19 protein-coding genes are annotated in these 20,403 nt (G+C 35.5%); 4 read left to right on the top strand and 15 right to left on the bottom strand.

What is annotated here, in order from left to right; all coding sequences use genetic code 11:
- Positions 1 to 28 precede the first annotated feature (28 nt).
- From CGC52_RS05130 to CGC52_RS05105, 6 genes are all read right to left on the bottom strand, one after another.
- Positions 29 to 1,177, bottom strand: coding sequence for a glycosyltransferase family 4 protein (locus CGC52_RS05130; protein ID WP_198540575.1), 1,149 nt, complete (start codon positions 1,175 to 1,177; stop codon positions 29 to 31).
- 299 nt (positions 1,178 to 1,476) lie between these two features.
- Complete coding sequence (locus CGC52_RS05125; protein ID WP_095893628.1) at positions 1,477 to 3,474, bottom strand: family 20 glycosylhydrolase; 1,998 nt, start codon at positions 3,472 to 3,474, stop codon at positions 1,477 to 1,479.
- A gap of 37 nt (positions 3,475 to 3,511) precedes the next feature.
- Positions 3,512 to 4,705: a metallophosphoesterase gene (locus CGC52_RS05120; RefSeq protein ID WP_095893627.1), complete on the bottom strand. Its 1,194-nt coding sequence runs from the start codon at positions 4,703 to 4,705 to the stop codon at positions 3,512 to 3,514.
- Between the two features lie 41 nt (positions 4,706 to 4,746).
- Positions 4,747 to 5,625 (bottom strand): M23 family metallopeptidase, encoded by an 879-nt coding sequence (locus CGC52_RS05115; protein ID WP_042006867.1) that lies wholly within the window; start codon positions 5,623 to 5,625, stop codon positions 4,747 to 4,749.
- Between the two features lie 87 nt (positions 5,626 to 5,712).
- Positions 5,713 to 5,952, bottom strand: coding sequence for a NifU family protein (locus CGC52_RS05110; RefSeq protein WP_042006893.1), 240 nt, complete (start codon positions 5,950 to 5,952; stop codon positions 5,713 to 5,715).
- Between the two features lie 116 nt (positions 5,953 to 6,068).
- On the bottom strand, positions 6,069 to 7,190 hold the full coding sequence (locus tag CGC52_RS05105) for an Mrp/NBP35 family ATP-binding protein (protein WP_188111525.1): 1,122 nt from the start codon (positions 7,188 to 7,190) through the stop codon (positions 6,069 to 6,071).
- Positions 7,191 to 7,526: 336 nt separating this feature from the next.
- Here CGC52_RS05105 and CGC52_RS05100 point away from each other — a divergent pair, with 336 nt between their 5' ends.
- Positions 7,527 to 8,432 carry a geranylgeranylglycerol-phosphate geranylgeranyltransferase gene (locus CGC52_RS05100; RefSeq protein WP_172914260.1) on the top strand — a complete coding sequence of 302 codons (906 nt, stop codon included), beginning with the start codon at positions 7,527 to 7,529 and terminating at the stop codon, positions 8,430 to 8,432.
- Between the two features lie 6 nt (positions 8,433 to 8,438).
- On the opposite strand, the gene CGC52_RS05095 is transcribed toward CGC52_RS05100, so the two are convergent.
- The 3 genes from CGC52_RS05095 to CGC52_RS05085 all read right to left on the bottom strand — a co-directional run bounded on the left by CGC52_RS05095 (position 8,439) and on the right by CGC52_RS05085 (position 11,679).
- A complete protein-coding gene (locus CGC52_RS05095) occupies positions 8,439 to 8,957 on the bottom strand; it encodes a GNAT family N-acetyltransferase (protein WP_042006865.1) in 519 nt (172 codons plus the stop codon).
- A gap of 11 nt (positions 8,958 to 8,968) precedes the next feature.
- Positions 8,969 to 9,937: a peptide-methionine (R)-S-oxide reductase MsrB gene (gene msrB, locus CGC52_RS05090; RefSeq protein WP_095893626.1), complete on the bottom strand. Its 969-nt coding sequence runs from the start codon at positions 9,935 to 9,937 to the stop codon at positions 8,969 to 8,971.
- A gap of 149 nt (positions 9,938 to 10,086) precedes the next feature.
- Entirely contained in the window at positions 10,087 to 11,679 is a 1,593-nt protein-coding gene (locus CGC52_RS05085; RefSeq protein ID WP_369800749.1) for a DNA mismatch repair protein, read from the bottom strand.
- Between the two features lie 488 nt (positions 11,680 to 12,167).
- On the opposite strand from CGC52_RS05085, the gene CGC52_RS05080 reads away from it, so the two are divergent.
- The 3 genes from CGC52_RS05080 to CGC52_RS05070 all read left to right on the top strand — a co-directional run bounded on the left by CGC52_RS05080 (position 12,168) and on the right by CGC52_RS05070 (position 15,749).
- Positions 12,168 to 13,109 (top strand): NAD-dependent epimerase/dehydratase family protein, encoded by a 942-nt coding sequence (locus tag CGC52_RS05080; protein ID WP_042347646.1) that lies wholly within the window; start codon positions 12,168 to 12,170, stop codon positions 13,107 to 13,109.
- Between the two features lie 197 nt (positions 13,110 to 13,306).
- Entirely contained in the window at positions 13,307 to 14,386 is a 1,080-nt protein-coding gene (locus CGC52_RS05075; RefSeq protein ID WP_095894458.1) for a DNA replication/repair protein RecF, read from the top strand.
- 160 nt (positions 14,387 to 14,546) lie between these two features.
- Complete coding sequence (locus tag CGC52_RS05070) at positions 14,547 to 15,749, top strand: IS256 family transposase (RefSeq protein WP_095893624.1); 1,203 nt, start codon at positions 14,547 to 14,549, stop codon at positions 15,747 to 15,749.
- Positions 15,750 to 15,944: 195 nt separating this feature from the next.
- Here CGC52_RS05070 and CGC52_RS05065 read toward each other — a convergent pair whose 3' ends face one another.
- From CGC52_RS05065 to CGC52_RS05040, 6 genes are all read right to left on the bottom strand, one after another.
- The gene (locus tag CGC52_RS05065) at positions 15,945 to 16,268 is read right to left on the bottom strand and encodes an HIRAN domain-containing protein (RefSeq protein WP_042006857.1); all 324 of its coding nucleotides are present in this window, start codon (positions 16,266 to 16,268) and stop codon (positions 15,945 to 15,947) included.
- A 97-nt stretch (positions 16,269 to 16,365) separates the two neighbouring features.
- Positions 16,366 to 17,379: a YafY family protein gene (locus CGC52_RS05060; RefSeq protein WP_095893623.1), complete on the bottom strand. Its 1,014-nt coding sequence runs from the start codon at positions 17,377 to 17,379 to the stop codon at positions 16,366 to 16,368.
- A 4-nt stretch (positions 17,380 to 17,383) separates the two neighbouring features.
- On the bottom strand, positions 17,384 to 17,617 hold the full coding sequence (locus CGC52_RS05055) for a hypothetical protein (protein ID WP_095893622.1): 234 nt from the start codon (positions 17,615 to 17,617) through the stop codon (positions 17,384 to 17,386).
- Positions 17,618 to 17,772: 155 nt separating this feature from the next.
- On the bottom strand, positions 17,773 to 18,045 hold the full coding sequence (locus CGC52_RS05050; RefSeq protein ID WP_042006851.1) for a twin-arginine translocase TatA/TatE family subunit: 273 nt from the start codon (positions 18,043 to 18,045) through the stop codon (positions 17,773 to 17,775).
- A 105-nt stretch (positions 18,046 to 18,150) separates the two neighbouring features.
- Positions 18,151 to 19,098, bottom strand: a complete 948-nt coding sequence (locus CGC52_RS05045) for a nitronate monooxygenase family protein (RefSeq protein ID WP_095893621.1) — start codon at positions 19,096 to 19,098, stop codon at positions 18,151 to 18,153.
- Between the two features lie 107 nt (positions 19,099 to 19,205).
- On the bottom strand, positions 19,206 to 20,171 hold the full coding sequence (locus tag CGC52_RS05040; RefSeq protein ID WP_042347654.1) for a phosphoribosylaminoimidazolesuccinocarboxamide synthase: 966 nt from the start codon (positions 20,169 to 20,171) through the stop codon (positions 19,206 to 19,208).
- Between the last annotated feature and the right edge of the window lie 232 nt (positions 20,172 to 20,403).

Below are 20,403 nucleotides of genomic sequence, written 5' to 3'. Positions count from 1 at the left end.
TTCTTTCGTAGCTTTTTTTGACACGGGGTTATTTTTTGTGTTTGCTTAATCCAGTTTTATTTAGTATTCTTCGTATTTTTTGTTTACTTTTTCGTGTGTTGTAACTTCTATTGAAATAAAACAGAAGTAATGCTAACCCAACGAAAATAGCTGAAAGAAACAAAAACACGTAGGTGGAAGAAAAAATCGTATTTAAATATAGAATTACCACAAGAACAACTAAGTTAATGAAAGCCAAAAACAAACTTGCCTTTCCGTGAGTAAGTCCTGTGTAGTCAATCAGTACATGGTGGATGTGGCTTCTATCGGCTAAGAAAGGTTTCCCATGTCGTACAATACGCGTAACAAAAACACGTGTAGTATCAAAAAAAGGAATAAATATAATAGCCAACACAACCCAAATTTTATTGATTGGTTTTATATGAGCTTTTACTAACTCCTCGGGTGATAACGAAAAGAATTTCAATACCAAAAATCCGATAATGAAACCAACAATCATTGAGCCTGTGTCACCCATAAATATTTTTTTCTTTTCCGATAGGTTATAGCGTAAAAAAGCTAACAAAAAACCGATACAAAGAGCTGATAGCAAACAATAGTAATAATTTCCAGACAAATAAAATATATATCCGAAACCTCCAAAAATCACAATGCCAACCATTGCCGCCGAGCCATTGATACCATCAATCAAATTGAATGAATTTACAATAGCCATCATGACCATGCAAGAAAGCAACACTGAAATCCAAAAGTCAATTTCATTGATAAAAAAGAATCCGTCTAATGAACGTACCCAAAGTTGTGTTCCATAAAACAAAATAAGGGTGGAGAGTACCTGACCAATGATTTTAGTTTTAGGCTGTACGCCTACTAAATCATCCTTTAATCCAATGAAAAAAAGTATACTTACGCTCGAGATGATGTTAGTTCCTATGTGATCAACGTCATAATCACGAATGAAAAATATGGTGAAAATGATGCTGATAAAAAAAGCAATCCCTCCCATTGTAGGCGTTCTCTGCGTATGTGAGCTCCTTTCGTTCGGATTGTCCATCAAGTTTTTATTTACAACAATGTAAATAATTTTTGGCAAAACAAGATAACTCACCACGAAGGAGAGCGTGAAAACCCATATTATCGTTGCCATTAATCCTTGTGAAAGTAGAAGTTCTTTCATAAAAAAATCTCTATTCCGCAAATGTACGCAAATTAAAACGAATATTCAAATTTTTTGCGTGTACTTATAAATTCTTATAAAATAGAGTCGTTATGTCTTTTTATAAATAATTGACATATAGATTTTTATGTGTTTAAAACGTATTTTTACACGAAAATTATTTATTTCAAAATATTCATAATCTTGAATTTTTCGTTTACTAAACGTTTTTATAAATATCGCTTGGAGCATAAAAATCTTTCGTAATATTTCGAAAATTTTGCTCCAAGCGGTTATTTTCAAAAATTGAATAATCCTATTTATATCTTCTGTTCAGGACTGAAAATCAATCCTTCAACGTCTTTTTTGCCATCTAACGTAACAAAAGCAAAATTAAAATGCCATTTCACAAGGCGAACTTCGGGAGTGGAAAATTTTCCAATGGGTAACTTTAACAATATTTTGTTCCAACCTTTTTGTAAAGTTACCGCAATGGGATTTCGTACTTCAAAATTTTCGTTCGTTAGCGGAATTTCATTCGATTTTTCTTTATGAGAAGAAGCCCACACAGGCGGTAAAATTTCCGTTCCGTTAATCCAAATTTTACTTTCTTTGTAATCCCATTTTCCTTGTGGAGGCGGTAAATCTTTTTCAGAACGGCTGTAATTCTGTGTGGTAGCCCACAACCCAACAGATTGTTTTTTAAGCGAATAGACATACGTATAAGCATACGCCGTGTGGTTGGGCTGTGGATTTTCGTAAAAACTTTTCACAATTTTTCCCCAAACGTGTCGCAAATAAACGCCCGCCCCGATGGCTGTTTTCGTACCATATTTTTTCCCATTGTAAAAATAACTTTCTGCAAAATTTTCTTGCTCGGGAGGGAAAGTTTTTGTTAGATTTCCTTCATTAGGAAAAGCATCGGTAATTTGCCATTTCATATGTGTTTGTTTTACATAAGCAAAAGGTAAATTACTGAAATATAGTTTTTTATGCCATAACATTCGGCGTTCAAAATCGTGAAAAGCAATGAAGTTTTCATCTTTTTCCGAAAATAAATTTGTTCCTTTTACGTCAAAATATTCTGTCCCTCCACCAAGCCAAGTACGCTCTGCCAAAGCCAACATCGACGGATAAAAATTATTCTGAATGATGATTTCTTTTTCATCAGGAATGAATCGGTCGTGCCAAACCGCAACAATGGCTCCTGCGTGGTTGTCATCTCCTTTTTTTACATTCAGAATACGACTATTGTACAAAGCAATTAAATCGGCAAATGCATCAAAATGATTGATATAATGCAAACGACAATCAATGGCAGGAATGCCTTTTTGTACCTTCCCTCGATAGCTCCACAGTTGCGTCATATCAATTTCGCCAACTTTGTAATTCCAACCGGGATTCCACGAAATTACTTTTTTGCCTCTTTCTCGGATAAAACGCACCATTTCAGGAACAAAATCAGGGTTTGTAAATTCCACTTCATCAGTTCCTATGTGAAAATAAGGAACATCAAAGTAAGGCAACATTTCGTCGATTAATTCTTTCAGAATTTGCATTCCTTTTTCGGTTTGCATATCACATTTAAAAGCCTTCTGAAAAGCCAAACTATGCCCCGGCATATCAATTTCAGGTATCAAAAGAACATTGTGTTGCTTGCAGAAATCAACGAGTTCTTTTACCTCTTCCAAAGTGTAGAATTTGGAGTGCATTCGTTCATAACTTGAACTGTCATTCAGAATTGGGTAGCGTTTGCTTTCTAATCTCCAACCTTGATTTTCAGTTAGATGCCAATGAAAAACATTGATTTTATATTGCGAAAGAATTTTGATTTCTTGCTTTAATTCTTCCAATGAAATAAACGTACGCCCCACATCTTGCATAAATCCGCGAATGCGAAACGCAGGATAATCCACTATGGAACAGCCTTCAAAATAGGTTTTCCCTTTGGGTGATTTTAGTTGCCGAAGCGTTTGCATTGCCCAATAAACGCCTTTTTCGGTTATGGCTTCGATTTGTATTTTTCGTTTGGAAACGATTAATCGGTATGCCTCTTCTTTGTTTAGTTCGGCTTGCGGAATACTACTAACTAACTTTATTTCAACAGATTGCTTAGCCGAAGATGAAATTTCTCCGCCCATTTCCGAAATAAATTGTCGCCACTGTTCTTGCAAAACCGAAGTTTCCAAACGCACTTTTTTGAAGCAAAAAGTCTCTCCATTAGGCTGAATGTGCTGTGGCTTGGGCAATAAATGGTCAATCCCAGCATAAGATAACGATGTGAAAATCAGTAAAAAGTAGAATAACACGTGTTTCATATGTTTTTAGTTTTTATTGGCATTAAAATGTTTATCCTTATAGTGGTTGTTTATGTCCTGTGGCGTCTACTTTGTATACAAAGCCATTTTCTATCAATAACCCTTGTGTTTTTGGGCTGTATTTTTCGTGTCCGTGCTTTACGTCTATGCGGATAACCTTACCATTATAATCGGTAGAAACAGCATCCACAATCGAATGCCCAACGACTATCTTCTGGACTTGATAGAGGTTTAGCAGTTGTTCCAAATCCTCGGGAGTTGCTTTGTTATAATGTTTGTAATCAGTTACTAAACCTCTATACCAAAAAGGACCTTTTCGTCCGAGTAAAAAATTGGCTGTTGAATCGTTTTCAGGGTTATTATAAAGGTCTTTGTCCCAATTTTTTCGAGTGATTTCGTTCATATCTTGCAAGGTAAGATTTAAGGAAATGATTTCGGGGCTAAGTCCAGCATGGACGAAAAGATAATCTCCTATTTTCACAGAAATGTTTTTGGAACGCAACCATTTACCAATTTCAGATTTTTTGGAATACAAAATTTTATAGCTTTCTTTGGTTGACTTATTAGGAGCTATCAGTTGTGCCAATTTGATGTACTTGTGGTCGGCATATTTATGTTTTCCTTGAAAATTCATAATCTCGTGATTTCCCAAAACGAAATGAACTTTCCCTCCCTGTTTTTTAGCCTCTTGTTCAAGTTTGTAAATAAGCCATAGGGTAGGAGTCACATGTTCGCCTCTATCGACAAAATCTCCGTTTAACACTAAGTGACCTTTACCGAAAACCCAACTAAAATTTTGGTTGATAATTCCGTTTTTTTCAAGAAATCCCCAAAAAGCATCAAAATTTCCTTCAATATCCGAAATTGCAATCAGTTTTTCAGGCATTGGATAGGCTACAGAATCTTTTTCGAGCTGTTTATTTAGTGAAAAATAAAAAGTACTTTTATCTTTGTTAGGCACTTGCACTCGTAAGCTATCTTTTATTTCGATAGATTTTACAAGGATGTTATTTTCATCTACATAGTACAAGGTGTCATTGATGATATAAGGCCCGTCGATGCCATTTAACTCAAACGGTTTCTTTTCATTGATTTGAAACCGCATATTCTCGCGATCCCATCCGAAAATAATTTCTTCATCGTTTATGTACTTCATATCGAAAAAGAATATTTGAATCAGAAAATAGATAGGAGATAAAATCAATAATGCAAGGATAATTTTTTTATTCATGGGATTCGGTGTTTAAAATGACTCAAACTGTTGATATTGTTCTATTTGAACTCGATATAGTTTCTCGGATTTGCTGGGTAACCATTGCTCCAAAGTTCAAAATGCAGATGCGTACCTGTCGAAAATTCACCAGTGTTGCCAATGGTTGCAATCACTTCACCTGTTCGCACTTGGTCGCCTTGTTGCTTCACTAAGGTAGCGTTATGTTTATAAACCGAAACCAAATTCTGTTTATGCTCAATGATGATGACATTACCCGTAGCAACAGTCCATTCAGCAAAGATAACTGTCCCGTCAGCGACTGATTTGACTGCTGTACCCTCAGGGGCTGCGATATCAATACCAAAATGACGCTCTTGTGGTTTAAATTCGTTCGATATCACTCCTTTAGAAATTGGAGGAAAAAGTAAAATTTCTTTGTTTTGATATAAGGCCTTTTCGAAAACATTGTAACGATCTTCTTCAGCCACTTCTTGTCGCAATAACGAATCTTGTCGGCTTGGGCTCAAATCAATCGTTTTAGGGTCAATTTTATTGGATTCATAAATAGAATCTTTATTGATTTGGGTATATAGAATATCGCCTGTAAGTACTTTTTTTATAGAGTTTAGGTACAAATCGTTCTTTCGCATTTGGTTTTCCAACGAATCAATTTTAAACGCTAAATTAATGGTTTCTTGTTTGTTATTAACTTCTGAAAAACCTAAAATATATTGACGTAAGGGAGTATAGATGATAAATAGAGTCGTTGCAATGATTAAAAACAGTGAGAAAAGCGTCCCTACCACAAAGATATTCATACGACTTAGCCGTAGCGAAGCCTTTTCTTCATAGGTTTCCTCATCCATAAATACCAACCGGTATTTACTTAGCAACTTACGTCTGATGTATTCTTTTTTATTTTTCTTTTGGGAGCTCATCGTTCTACGTTTTATTCATTGGCATAAACAACCATATCGGACAGTATTCTGCTGCCCGAAATCCTTTACTATCTGATGTTCTTTTGTTTAAAGAATATTTACAACGCTCTCTATTTGAGGAACATATTTCTTTACGGTCATCTCAACACCGCTTTTTAGCGTCATTTGATTTACGCTACACCCCAAACAGTTACCTTCCAGTCTTACTTTAACGATTCTGTCATCTTCAATGTCTACTAAAGTGATGTCACCACCATCGCTTTGCAAAAACGGACGAATTTCGTCCAATGCCCTTAAAACGTTTTCTCTTACTTGTTCTGTTGTCATTTTTTTTGATATTTCTGAGTGAATCATATTGCCTTACTGTTATGTTTTTATTTTCAATTTTATATAGTTTGCCAGAATTTAAGATCAAATTATAAATTCCCGCTTTTCGTCCCTAATTATTTACTGCATCCTGCCATAGTCGTGATTTTAATGGCTTCGGAAGGAGGTAAACTTCTATTGCGTTCTACAACACTTTGCACTACATTTTGTGATAATTGCTTGAATGACAATGCTAAAGGAGTATTTTCTTGTAATGCTGCTGGTCGTCCTACATCGCCTGCCTCACGGATGCTTTGCACCAAAGGTATTTCACCTAAGAATGGAACATTTAAATCTTCGGCCAGGTTTTTAGCTCCTTCTCTTCCGAAGATGTAATATTTGTTATTAGGTAATTCTTCAGGAGTGAAATACGCCATATTTTCTACAATTCCTAATACAGGAACGTTTATTGTGTCTTGTTGGAACATTGCTACACCTTTACGAGCGTCGGCAAGAGCAATTTTTTGTGGAGTACTTACTACTACCGCTCCGGTTACTGGCATAGCCTGCATGATGCTCAAATGAATATCACCCGTTCCAGGAGGTAAATCTAATAGTAAGAAGTCTAATTCGCCCCAATCTGCATCAAAAATCATCTGATTGAGAGCTTTGGCCGCCATTGGACCTCGCCAAATCACAGCTTGATTTGGATTGGTAAAAAAACCAATAGAAAGCATCTTAACTCCGTAATTTTCAATAGGTTTCATTTTTGATTGTCCTTCTACGGTTACTGATTTTGGCTTTTCATCGACCACATCGAACATAATCGGCATTGAAGGTCCATAGATATCAGCGTCCAACAGTCCTACGCTAAATCCCATTTTTGCTAAAGAAACCGCTAAATTGGCTGTTATAGTTGACTTTCCAACACCGCCTTTGCCTGATGCCACGGCAATAATATTTTTTATTCCAGGAATAGGTTTTCCTTTAATTTCTGGTTTCTCAGGAGCAATGACTTTTACATTTACGAACACTTTAGCTTTTTCGTACACCTCACTGTGAATAGCTTTCATGATTTCGACTTCCGTGCGTTTTTTTGCTTGTAAACTCGGATTGTTTATCACCACGTCTACTACAACCTCGTCACCGAAAATTACAATATTTTGAACCGCACCACTATCGACCATATTTTTACCTTCACCTGGGGTGGTAATTTTCGTCAGTGCTGATATTACATCTTTTTTTTCTATTTTTATCATATCTCTATGCTATATTTACGATTGTGTTTTAATAATTTGAAATACTTTTTTGAGCTTGTATCTTATGTATTGAAAGATACTTGAATATTTTTTTTGAAAAACATTCATTCAATCTGCAAATATACAATTTTTAGGATTTAAATACTAATTTTATTTTTGCTACATTCAACCCCCAAACGCAATTTTTATGCCATGAATTTATGCAATAAAAGTCTTCACCTATGTACTGATATACTGTTGACTGTCAAGAGAATTAAATCTAAAGGACTATAAATTGAATTAAATTTACAGATATATCCAAAAAAATAATACCTTTGTAAATCAGAAAAGAAACTGATGTCACGCCAAAAATTCAGACATACCATTTTAAAGATGCTCGGATTATTCTCTTCCGTAAGGGGCTACAACATCTTGATGGTTTGTATAGCTCAGTACTTGGCAGCGATTTTTATTTTGTCGCAACGTGATTCTGTTCGTGAGGTGGTATTTGATATAAATCTGCTTATACTCGTTGCTGCGGGAGCGTTGGCTATTGCTGGTGGATACATTATTAATGGATTCTATGATAAAGAGAAAGACTTGATTAACAGCCCTTTAAAATCGATGGTTGATCGGTTAGTTGGACAAAATACAAAATTGACGCTTTACTTTTTGTTGAATTTTATTTCTGTAATCGTCGCGAGTTACGTGTCATTTCGAGCAGTAATGTTTTTTTCTGGGTATATCTTTTTAATGTGGTTTTATTCTCATCGGATTAAGAAAATCGTATTTTGGGGAAACCTCACTTCAGCAATATTAGCTATTATTCCTTTTTTCGCTGTTTTTGTATACTATAAAAACGTACATACAGTTATTTTTATTCACGCTCTGTTACTTTTTCTTCTGATACTTATCAAAGAACTTATTAAGGATTTAGAGAATTTGAAAGGCGATTTGGTGCATAATTACCAAACGATTCCTGTCAAATATGGTGAAAATAAGAGTAAAATTGTAATTTCATTGGTAGTTTGCGTGTGTTTTTCACCCATTTACGTACTACTACACCACTTTGATATTGGATGCATGTACATTTATATTATTTTTGTGGCCATCTCTTTGCTTTTTTTCATTATAGCACTATGGAAAAGTAATAAAAATCGTACTTATGTATTGCTTCACAATTTACTCCGTGTGATTTTAACAATTGGTATTTTCAGTATTATGCTCGTGGATATGGATAAATTGACACGTATTCTGTTTTAATGTACTTCAGCGTAGCACCTTTTCAAATGCTTTTCGGGCAGAACCTCGGAAATAGACTTCTCCACAGTATACATACCCCAACGTTTGAATAGTACGAAGCATCGGAATATTGTCGAAATTAGTGTCAATACGAAGGCTAAACGTGTTATTATCAACGCTTAATTCAGCTGCTTTTTGTAACATCCTTTTGCTCAAACCTTTACCTTTTCCTTTAGCGCTCACTGCCATGCGATGTACCACAGCATATGGCTGTTCACTGACCCATTTGCCATCAATAGATTCATATGCAGGTTCAGCACCCAATATAAAAGCAAAATACCCTACTATTTCTGACTGAAATTCAACTACGTATCCATATTTATTTTGAATATCAGCAAATATGGTAGCTTCGTTTGGGTAACCGTCTTGCCATTGAGAGCTACCTTCTTGTTTCCGAATTTCTTTAGCAAAAAGAATAATTTCCCATATGGCTGAAAAATCATCAGTCGTAGCTATACGGAAATGATAATCCGAGAAAGTATTCATAACATAAAGGATTACTCCATAAATAGAAATAAATAAATACCATAACCTTCTTTTTCCATATCCTCTTTTGCAATAAAACGTAAGGACGCACTGTTAATGGAGTAACGCAATCCTCCTTTATGCAGAGGACCATCATTAAAAAGGTGTCCTAAATGGCTATTACTTGTTTTACTCCGCACCTCAACACGGGTTTTTCCTCCTGATTTATGAGGTTTTTCTATGATGAGGCTATCGTCAATGGGACGCGTAAAACTCGGCCAACCAGAACCTGAATCATATTTGTCTGAAGATAGAAATAAGGGTTCTCCTGTGGTAATATCCACATAAATTCCCTTACGATTTTCATTCCAATAAAGGTTATCAAAGGGTTGCTCGGTAGCTTTCTTTTGGGTTACCGCATACTGCAAAGGTGTTAATTTTTTCTTTAAAAAGGATTGGCTTTCTCTTTTATATCTGGGTTTTTTCGGATTCGCCTTGCTGGCGTAAGCAAATAAATGAGGCTCAATATGACAATAGCCATTAGGATTTCTTATCAGATAGTCTCGATGCCAGTCTTCAGCAGGATAAAATACTTCAAGAGGTTTTCTTTCTACAACGATTGGACGAAAATACATTCGTTCGATTTTATTGAAAAAAGCGTCTGTAACAGCCTTATCTTTAGAGTTAGTGTAGTAGACTCCTGTACGATAACGAGTGCCTACGTCGTTACCTTGTTTGTTGAGACTGGTTGGATCAATCGTTTCAAAAAACAATTTAATTAGCAATTCCAGACGAACTTCTTTTGGATCATAGATAACCTTTACAGCTTCAGCATACCCTGTAGTGTCTGTGTTAACCTCTTCATAAATAGGCTTATTCGTATGCCCATTCACATAGCCCGGTTCGGTGGTGATGACCCCCCGAACTTGCTTAAAGAAGTGATCTGTTCCCCAAAAGCATCCTCCTGCAAAATAAATTTCTTTCATTGTTTCTGATTTCATAAAGACCCTTTTTTACTTATTTTCGTTCAAAGAGTTGATTAACCATCAGTTTTTGAACTTTTTACCAAGAATCGCACAAATATAAAAAAACATATTATCTCCGCAAAAAAAACTTTTGCTAAGCCAATGTATCTCTATCCTACTTATTTTTAAATAATTCCCATTTTTTTCATCAAAAAGGTAGCATTTTTGTTTTGGCAAACACCTTCTTTGAGTTTGTAATCAAAATGTAATTCATTGTTAATTATTTCTACTTCAAAGCATTGATTTTTAAGATGATGTGGGTACTCTGATTCTAATTTACACACTTCCAAATCATGTGTAGCGATGATGCCTATAGCATTCAATTCAACCATTTTCTCAATAATTTTCACTGTACCTGATTGTTTATCCTCGGAATTTGTTCCACGCAAAAGTTCGTCTAAAAGTACAAAACATGGTTCTTGTTGAAGAGTTTGCATAATCTGCTTCAATCGATCTATTTCTGCAAAAAAGTAAGATTTCCCATCGTTAAGCGAATCTGACAAACGCATGGAGATGAGTATTTTCATCGGATGTACATTTGCTTTTTTAGCACAAACGGGCAGTCCCATAGAGGTTAAAAGTACATTCACTCCCAGCGTTCGCAGAAAGGTACTCTTTCCGGACATGTTTGAGCCTGTTAGTATCACAAATCGGTTTTCTTTGAATGAAATAGAATTAGTTACGCGTTGATTTTCAGCAATTAAAGGATGTCCTATGTCCACAAAACTTACTTCAAAATGGGCGTTCAGTTCAGGGAAAACAAACTCTGGATGGTTGTATTTAAAGTTTGCTAAACTGCACAAAGCCTCCATTTCGCTAATCACATCCAACCAAGTAGCAACGTGTTCCGCGTTAATTTTCTTCCACAAAATCAGCTTGTTATATTGATGTAGATGATAAAGAGTAAATCCATTTAGTACCCAAGAAAAGATATTCAGCACATTATCCATATTGTCTAGCAAACGAGCTAACGAACGAGTCAACTCACTTGCCCTTTGGTTGTTTTGGATTAACTGTTGTTGTAACTCACAAATTTGTTTTGATTTAAAACTTTCTTTTTCAATAAGTTCTATATTCTTCCTTACGGAATACAAGGTGTCGTAGATCCCTTCAAATCCCTGCTTATTTTTAAGTATATGCCGTAACTCCCATCCAAAAACCATCAAATTGATAACAAATAAGGTATTTGCCCACATCTTCATATCGGCATAATCGAAAATATACCCTAAAATGATAAAACTTAATAATAATAAAGGAGATAGATAGATAAAAACTCGCAAAGGGAATGAAAAAAGAACTTCTTTTCGTTCTTTCCAAGTGCTAATTTTCTCAGCTGTATGTTGGTTATCGGGTGCTTGAGAAGCAACAGCCATAAAATCTTGTCTCCATTCCAATTTTTCGGATAACTCTGCAATGGTGGCTTGTTTTTCAGGAATGTACTTATTATCGGTACGCAAGAAATGTGCTGCCAGTTGTTTTTTTCCCGAAAAAGTTACCGCTCTGTTGATATAATGAAACAATGATTTCTCACCAAAAATGTCTAAATCATATGCATATGGATGTTCTTTATCCTGAAAATCAAAGCCATTATCGTAAAAATAGACTCCTTTTTCGAGAAAATCGATTTCCTTTTGATTGATGTCTATTTTTGATTTCTCTATTTTGCGGAGATACGATATTTTTTTATGTTTTACGACTAAAAATAGAAAAAATATCACGAAAAAAAATATTCCAAGAAGGTATAAAAGCGAAAAATTTGTAAAAGATAAATATCCTAAAAACAGAATACTAATTGCTACACATAGCCGTACAGCTCCAATAATATTATAGATTTTTGTATACTTTTGATGTAGATCTTTAGCCTTTTCTAATTGTTTTTTGTATGCAGGAATCATTTCTTTTGATTATAATTTGTGTGAATTTCTATAATAAATTGAAGCCAAACATTTGGACTCCACAAATCTTAGGCAAAGATACAACAAAATAAGAATTATTTCTTATTTTCAATATCATAAAAGGGTATCAATACGGGTCATAATTCCCTAAAAAGAAGCAAAAGAGTAATTCTTGGCAAGTACGTATAAGTTTAAATTTTACTTTATAAAAAGTGAATTTTAGGATTCGATTTACCATCTAAAAAATCCTCTGAAAACATTTCTTGATTCCAGAAATAATTCGTACTTTTGTTCGACAAAATTTTTAAAAAATGGCAAAAACAAGAATATTACTAACGGGTGCCGGCGGACAATTGGGTAGTGAACTGACGGAAGCTTTGGCAGAAAAATTCGGAGCTGAGAACATTGTAGCTACCGATATTAATGAAAAAGTTGCTGAAAGATTCTCGTACTGCACTTTTGAAGTATTAGACATCCAAGATGCACAACGGTTAGAACAATTAGTAGATACCTACAAAATCACACAAGTGTATCATTTAGCTGCGCTTCTTTCGGCAGTAGGAGAACGAAATCCCTTATTCACATGGAATTTGAATATGAATGGGTTGTTGAACGTTCTAGAAGTTGCTCGAAAGAAGAATTTAGACAAAGTATATTGGCCTTCATCAATCGCCGCTTTTGGAGTGAATACCCCTAAAGAAAACACTCCACAAGAAACAGTTACGGAACCTAACACAGTTTATGGAATCACCAAAGTAGCAGGTGAGTTGTGGTGTCAGTACTACTTTGAAAAGTTCGGTGTGGACGTTCGAAGTCTTCGCTACCCGGGACTTATCGGCTATAAATCACTTCCTGGAGGAGGAACTACTGATTATGCCGTGGATATCTACCACAAAGCCATTGCAGGTGAAACTTTTTCGTGCTTCTTAAACGAAAACACCTATCTACCAATGATGTATATGCCCGATGCCATCAAAGCAACCATAAACTTGATGGAAGCTCCAAAAGAACAAGTGAAAGTACGAACTTCGTACAACGTATCATCATTATCCTTCTCTCCTAAAGAAATTTATGACAGTATCGTAAAAATAATCCCTGATTTTAAGATTAAGTATGAGCCTGATTTCCGTCAGAATATTGCCGACAGTTGGCCAGATAGTATTGACGACTCAGCAGCTCGAAATGATTGGGGATGGAATCATGATTTTGATTTGGACAAAATGTCGGAAGATATTATCAAAAATTTGAAATAGTTGTAGGATAAAACAGCAACGTAAAGGGCTGTCCACAGAGGTTTTAGTGATTCTTTTGCCAAGTTTGAATGACAAAAATCGACTCCTCGGACAGTCTTTTTTGTGCTTCTAAAAAAAGAGTATCTTTGCAAAAAATCCATAAACAGTAGTAGCATTTCAGCGGAATAATTCCTAAGAATAGTCTGATGAACACAAATATGTATCTAAAAAAAATAGCAGTTGTAAATTACAGAAATATCTCCACAAAAAATCTTCTGTTTGAATCGGGAATCAATTGTTTTGTTGGGAATAATGGTGTGGGCAAAACCAATCTGTTGGACGCTATCTACCATTTGGGAGTCGGAAAGAGTTACTTCAATCCATCGGCATCGCAAAATATTCGTCATGGCGAAGAGTTTTATATGATTGAAGGACTTTTTGAACGAGAAAATCGGGAGGAACAGATTGTATGTAGCATTAAAAAAGGGCAAAAGAAAATTATCAAGTGCAATGGGAAAAATTACGATCGGATTACGGAACATATAGGGAAATACCCTATGGTGATCATATCTCCTGCTGACACAGACCTCATCGTAGATGGAAGCGAGGTGCGACGAAGATTTTTAGACAATGTTATTTCCCAATCCGATACCGCTTATCTGGATACGCTCATTCGTTATAACCGAGTGTTACTGCAACGAAATACGATACTTAAACAATTTGCAGTAAATCAGTATGTTGATTTACTGACTCTTGGGATTTATGACCAGCAATTGGCTGAACTGGGACAGCATATCTACCAAAAAAGAACTCAGTTTATGGAAGCCTTTTTACCTGTTTTTCAGTATCAATATGAATATCTATCCGAAGGCAAAGAGCAAGTAAGCCTAAGTTATGAAAGTGCTTTGCATACAACCTCTTTATCCGAGTTATTGAAACAGAATTTGGAGAAAGATCGCATATTGCAATACACCTCGCAAGGCATTCATAAGGATGACTTGCTCTTTGAAATTGATGGATTTTCGATGAAAAAATACGGAAGCCAAGGACAGCAAAAATCCTTTCTGATTGCATTAAAACTATCTCAATTTGAAGTTATTAAACAACAGTTGAGAGTAACCCCAATATTCTTGTTGGACGATATTTTTGATAAATTAGACGATAAGCGAGTAGAAAAATTGGTCTCGTTGGTGACACAGCAACATTTTGGACAGTTATTCATCACCGACACTCATTATGACCGTACAGAATCGGTGGTAAAAAAAAGAGGAGTGCCGTATCAAATTTTTAAAATATAGTTATAAAAAAGGAAAAGCCATCCGAAAAGTTTTATTTTGGGAGTATCCCATAATCTGTGTAAGTTGAAAAGTTATTCTGAAATTTTTTGAGCCCTTAAAAGCTCAAAAAAAATTTCGGAAATAACTTTTTAACTATTTTTGACCCATAATTTAAACAGATATGATTAACAAGGAAGAATTGCTCAACAGCAAAGAATTTTACAAGTCATTTAAGACTGCTGAGGACTTGACAGGTTTCTTTAAAGAACTCCACAAAAAAGCGGTGGAACATATGCTCAATGCCGAACTCGACGTTCACTTGGACAACGAAAAACACGACAAAACTAAAGATGGAAATTATCGTAACGGACACACTTCCAAGAAGATAAAAACTTCCTTTGGCGAAGAACAAATCCAAGTTCCTAGGGATAGAGACGGTAGTTTTAACCCAATGTTAGTCCCTAAACGCAAGAACGTTATCGATGGTTTGGAAAACATCATCGTATCGTTCTATGCCAAAGGAATGAGCGTAAGCGACATCGAAGAACAAATCCAAGAAATGTACGGCTTTGAAGTATCAACTTCCACAATATCAAGGATTACCAATGCGGTTACCAATGAAATGGTCGCTTGGCAGAACCGCCCGTTGGACGAGCTGTATCTGATTGTTTGGATGGACGGCATCGTTTTTAAAGTTCGTGAGAACTCAAAAGTTGTCAACAAAACCATTTACCTTGCTGTGGGCTTGAATCGAGAGGGAAAAAAGGAAGTTTTAGGAATGTGGCTCGGAAAGAATGAAAGTTCCGCCTTTTGGATGAGCGTTCTCACTGATTTAAAGGCTCGTGGGGTGGAAGATGTTCTCATTACTGCCACTGATAATTTAAACGGATTTACGCAAACCATTCGTGCGGTTTTTCCCCAATCACAAACGCAAATATGTGTGGTACATCAGATTAGGAATGCTTGTAAGTATGTGGTTTACAAAGATAGAAAAGAATTTACAGCCGATATGAAACACATCTATACTGCCCCTAACAAGGAAGCTGCCAAGGTTGCTTTGGAAGATTTTGCCCAAAAATGGGAGTCAAAATACGGCTATGCTATCAAATCTTGGTATGACAATTGGGACGAATTGACCGTATTTTTCGATTTTCCGTTAGAGATAAGAAAAATTATTTACACAACCAATCTTATTGAGAATCTGAATGGTAAGATTCGGAAATACACCAAAAACAAGCTGTCTTTCCCAACAGACGAAGCTGTGCAAAAGTCCGTTTTCTTGGCTTTGAGAGAAGCTACCAAAAAGTGGAGTATGCCTATCCAAAATTGGGGGATTGTCTTAAACCAATTTATGCTTATATTTGCACAAAGACTCAAACTATAAAAACTTAACCCCAACTTTTTAACTTACACACTTAGAGGGATAGTGTCTTTATTTTTAAGCTAACGCGCTTCTTGTTGTTCTGAGATTTACCATATGGTGCTTATTAACACACGTTATGGATTTAAAACAAAACTTTTCGGACAGCCTCCCCACAAGAGAGATGATAAAAATGTTTGAATTGTTCCTGAATGATATTTACTTTTTGGGGTTAATACGAACTGTTACTTGTATCTGATTTTCAGGATTATAATTCATGTCAATCCGGCTTATTTTCGCAGAAAACAAATCGGTGTGTCCCAATTGCAAAAACTTAGTAATATCCTTATTATCAGTACGAGGAATGTACCCCAACATTGTATTTCCATAAAGAATTTTCACCGCATTAGCATCATACCCATTAGTAGGTTCTGCCTCAAGCTGAAGTACTGTACCTACTTTTAATTCATCAATCACATCAACTCCATCCCAATAGGTGAACCCCGCGATGTTAAATGTAGTATAAAATTTACTGACTGCCATAACTTATATTTTTTGGTTTCTGATGCAAAAGTATAACGAATGTATGCAGTACATCTGCATATATTCATTTTGTAAAGAGTAAGTAGCTGTAAAAAAGTTATGAATTTCGGTCAATAGCTTCTTTTATTCGAGATAACATTTTTTCTTTCAGATGATTAGGAGCTATTATTTTAATTTTATCAATATATCCCAACAATAAATTTTCTAATTCATAATTGATGATAAGTTGTAATTCTATTCGAGTTGTTCTCTCATTCTTCTGTTTAATCTTTTGTGAACCGTGCAATGGTTTGGTTATAACATAGGGCATCAGTACGTTGTCAACTTCCAAGATGACAGTTTCCACCTCTTTGTCCAACACAGATACTCCGATAATATCCTCAAAGTGTTCATCAAAATCTATAAATGTATTTTCTACATAAGGCACAGAAACCATTGATATGTGTTCAATTCGGTCAATGGCAAAATTAGTAATCATTCCCTTATCTTTCAGGTGATTACAAAGTCCAAATAAAAACCATCGGTTATTATATTGTTTTAAAAAATAGGGATGGAAAACATATTTTTTTGTTTCATCATTGAATTTTCGATAGTGAAGTTCTACGGTTTGTTTATTAATGATAGCATTAAAAACGTGAGAAAACCAATGAAGTCCTTTGAGGTAAGGGTTATGCTCAAATCCAACTACGCTAACCACGCTTCCTTTTAGCTTAAAGGAATCTTCAAAGCGAGTGAGTATTTCCTCCATCCACCCGAATTGAGGCATTCCTTTGAAGCGGTTTAACATGCAAATAGTCTCTTTCAACTGACGAATTTCAGTTTCATTAAGTAATTGATTGTTAATGGAGTATTGAGTATCCTCATAACGATAAAAAATGCGTCTTCCTTCTCTAATTCTCTCTAAAGCAATACTCCAACCTGCTTCGCTTTCCATAAAAGAAATATCTTCCTGTACTTGACGCTTTTTAACTCCTTCAGCTATTCCCGAATATTCATAAATAGCTTGATTACAAGCATCTACTAAGTCTTCAATAAAATATTTTCTGCCAGTGTTTCGGAAGCAACGATCTAAGGCCTGATAACGGATTTGAGCATGTTTGTTGGTTGCCATTTTCTTACAACTGCTTAATCCCTTTGATAAAAATCCATTTCATAAAAAGTTTTTCGCCGGAATCCGCTTGGATGGCTGCAAATCGAGGCGAGAGGAAAAGCGTTACTACCCCCGAAATGATGGATGCAGTTAATCGTTCTAACTCGGGAAAGAAATAATTAATTCCCAATCGGATAGTGATAAAAATCAACCCAAAACAAAGAAAATTGAATAAAAATGCTTTACTTTTTGCTGTCATTTTTTTTATTTATATGTTTATAGCTGTACCAACCGAGAGGTTTAACAGATATTCTTCATCAGGAATATCCCTCGGATAGTTTTATGCAGTTTTTTTTCAGGCAAACAGCCTATTTTTTCTACAAGAAAATAAATTTCTGTACGGAGAGAAAGGAACTACCGTTGTCGTTTTACAGAACCCGTAAGGCTACTGGTAGCTTCTTGGATTTCTTCTTTTACTTTGTCAATTTCGTTCTTAGTGTCTTCAAAAACAGAGGTATCGATATTATTCTGCTCGGCACTTCTTTTTATTTCAGACTTAATCTCGTTGGTAGCGTCACGCAATTGTCGCATACCTTTCCCTAATCCACGAGCAATCTCAGGGATTTTGTCTGCTCCAAAAACGATCAGCACAATGAACAAAATAAAAAATATTTCAGAAAAACTCATTTGTTTAGTTATTAATTATTAGCCATTTAAAAATTAAATGATTGTATTCGAAAAAACTTCGATTTTATTTATTTCCTTAGGGCAAAAAATCCGAGTGGAATCCTATCAAATAATTTGCGAAAGAGATTTCAATGCCTTGTTATACTCATCAATAATTTCTTCAAAAATAGCTTTTACGGGTTTAATTTCGTGAATCAATGAAGCTACTTGTCCAATTTCTAATTCTCCTTCGTCCAAATCACCTTCGAACATGCCTCTTTTAGTACGTCCTTTTCCTAATAAAACTTTTAAATTTTCTGGAGTGGCTTCTTGCCTGTCGTATAAAGCTTTCACTTGCTCGTAAAACTTATTTTTTAACAATCTTACAGGAGCCAACTCTTTCATTGTCAAGATAGTACTTCCTTCATCGGCTGTCAATACCATTTTTTTGAAATTCATATGAGATGAAGCTTCATCAGTGGCGATGAATCGGCTTCCTATCTGAACTCCCTCCGCTCCTAATGCCATAGCGGCCAACATACCTCGACCCGTGGCGATACCCCCAGCTGCAATAATCGGAATATGAATATGTTGCTTGACCGAAGGAATCAGTGTCATCGTTGTAGTTTCTTCGCGTCCGTTGTGTCCACCTGCCTCAAAGCCTTCGGCAACAATAGCATCGACCCCTGCCTCTTGTGCTTTGATAGCAAATTTAGAACTACTGACTACATGAGCTACTTTAACACCCTCTTTTTTAAGTATTTGTGTCCATAAGGTTGGGTTTCCTGCTGAGGTAAATACGATTTCTACTTTTTCCTCCAAAATGATTTCCATCAATTTGTCTATATCGGGATACATGATTGGAATATTCACTCCGAAAGGTTTATTAGTGGCTTTTCTACACTTTTGGATATGTTCACGCAATACTTCTGGGTACATTGACCCTGCTCCGAGTAAGCCTAATCCTCCAGCGTTGCTCACTGCTGACACCAGTCGCCATCCGCTTGCCCAGACCATTCCTCCTTGAATAATAGGGTGTTGAATGCCAAAAAGTTCCGTTATTCGATTGGTCATTTGTATAAGTTATTTTTTTCGTGTTATCCCTCTAAGAACATACCTTGTCTATCGTTTTTCAAAAGTACCAATGATTAGAAATTTAACGTTTGCGATGAAAAAAAATCTTATTTACTCAAAGGATTTGTTGATAAATAGTTCATCACATTGTTAAAAATCCGTTCTTGGATGTTTGACACGTCTGCTTTTACAAATTTCTCACCGATAATATTTTCATACAGTTCAATATAACGCTCAGAAACCGAAAGCACGTACGCATCTGTCATTTCAGGGACTTGTTGCCCTTCTTTTCCTTGAAATCCGTTAGAAATCAACCATTGACGTACAAATTCTTTTGACAATTGCTTTTGTGGTTCTCCCTTTTCTTGTCGCTCATCATAGCCTTCCTTGTAGAAATAACGAGAGGAATCCGGAGTATGTATTTCATCAATAAGCACGATTTGCCCATCTTTAGTTTTTCCAAACTCATATTTTGTATCTACCAAAATAAGTCCGCGTTTTGCTGCAATTTCGCTTCCTCTAGCGAACAAAGCATAGGTATATTTCTCCAATAAAGCGTAATCTTCTTCACTTACAATACCTCTTCGGATGATTTCTTCTTTTGAAATATCCTCATCGTGCTCACCATTTTCAGCCTTGGTAGCTGGTGTTATGATAGGATGTGGAAAAATATCATTCTCTTTCATTCCCTCAGGAAGAGCTACTCCACAAAGAGTTCGTTTCCCAGCTTTATATTCGCGAGATGCATGTCCTGCTAAATAACCACGAATCACCATTTCTACCTTAAAAGGCTCACACAAATGTCCTATAGCAACGTTTGGATCGGGGGTAGCAATCAACCAATTAGGTACAATATCTTCGGTTTGCTGCATAAATTTCGTAGCTATTTGATTCAGAATCTGACCTTTATAAGGAATTCCTTTAGGCATTACCACATCAAAAGCCGAAAGTCGATCAGTGGCTATCATCACCAAAAGGTCGTTTTCAAGATGATAGACTTCCCTTACTTTTCCTCTGTAAACAGATTTTTGACCTGGAAAATTAAATTGAGTTGTTGTAATAGTGTGATTCATAAAAGTACATTTTTATAGTATAGAAACTGTTTTTAAAAGAAAAGACAAAGGTAATGAATTGATTTGAATTGATAAAAAATATGTTTTGGAATTTAAGTCGTATAAAAGTTGTTCAGGAATATTGCATAGTTGATTTTTAAGTGCTACCTTTGCATAGAAGATTTATGGAATCTTCTATTAAAAAAGAAAATATAAAGAGAATTTTACTAAAAAGAGTCATTGACTCCATAAT

The sequence above is a fragment of the Capnocytophaga sp. H2931 genome, assembly GCF_002302535.1.
Taxonomy (GTDB): Bacteria; Bacteroidota; Bacteroidia; order Flavobacteriales; family Flavobacteriaceae; genus Capnocytophaga; species Capnocytophaga canis.
This window is presented reverse-complemented; position numbering and strand designations above follow the sequence as displayed.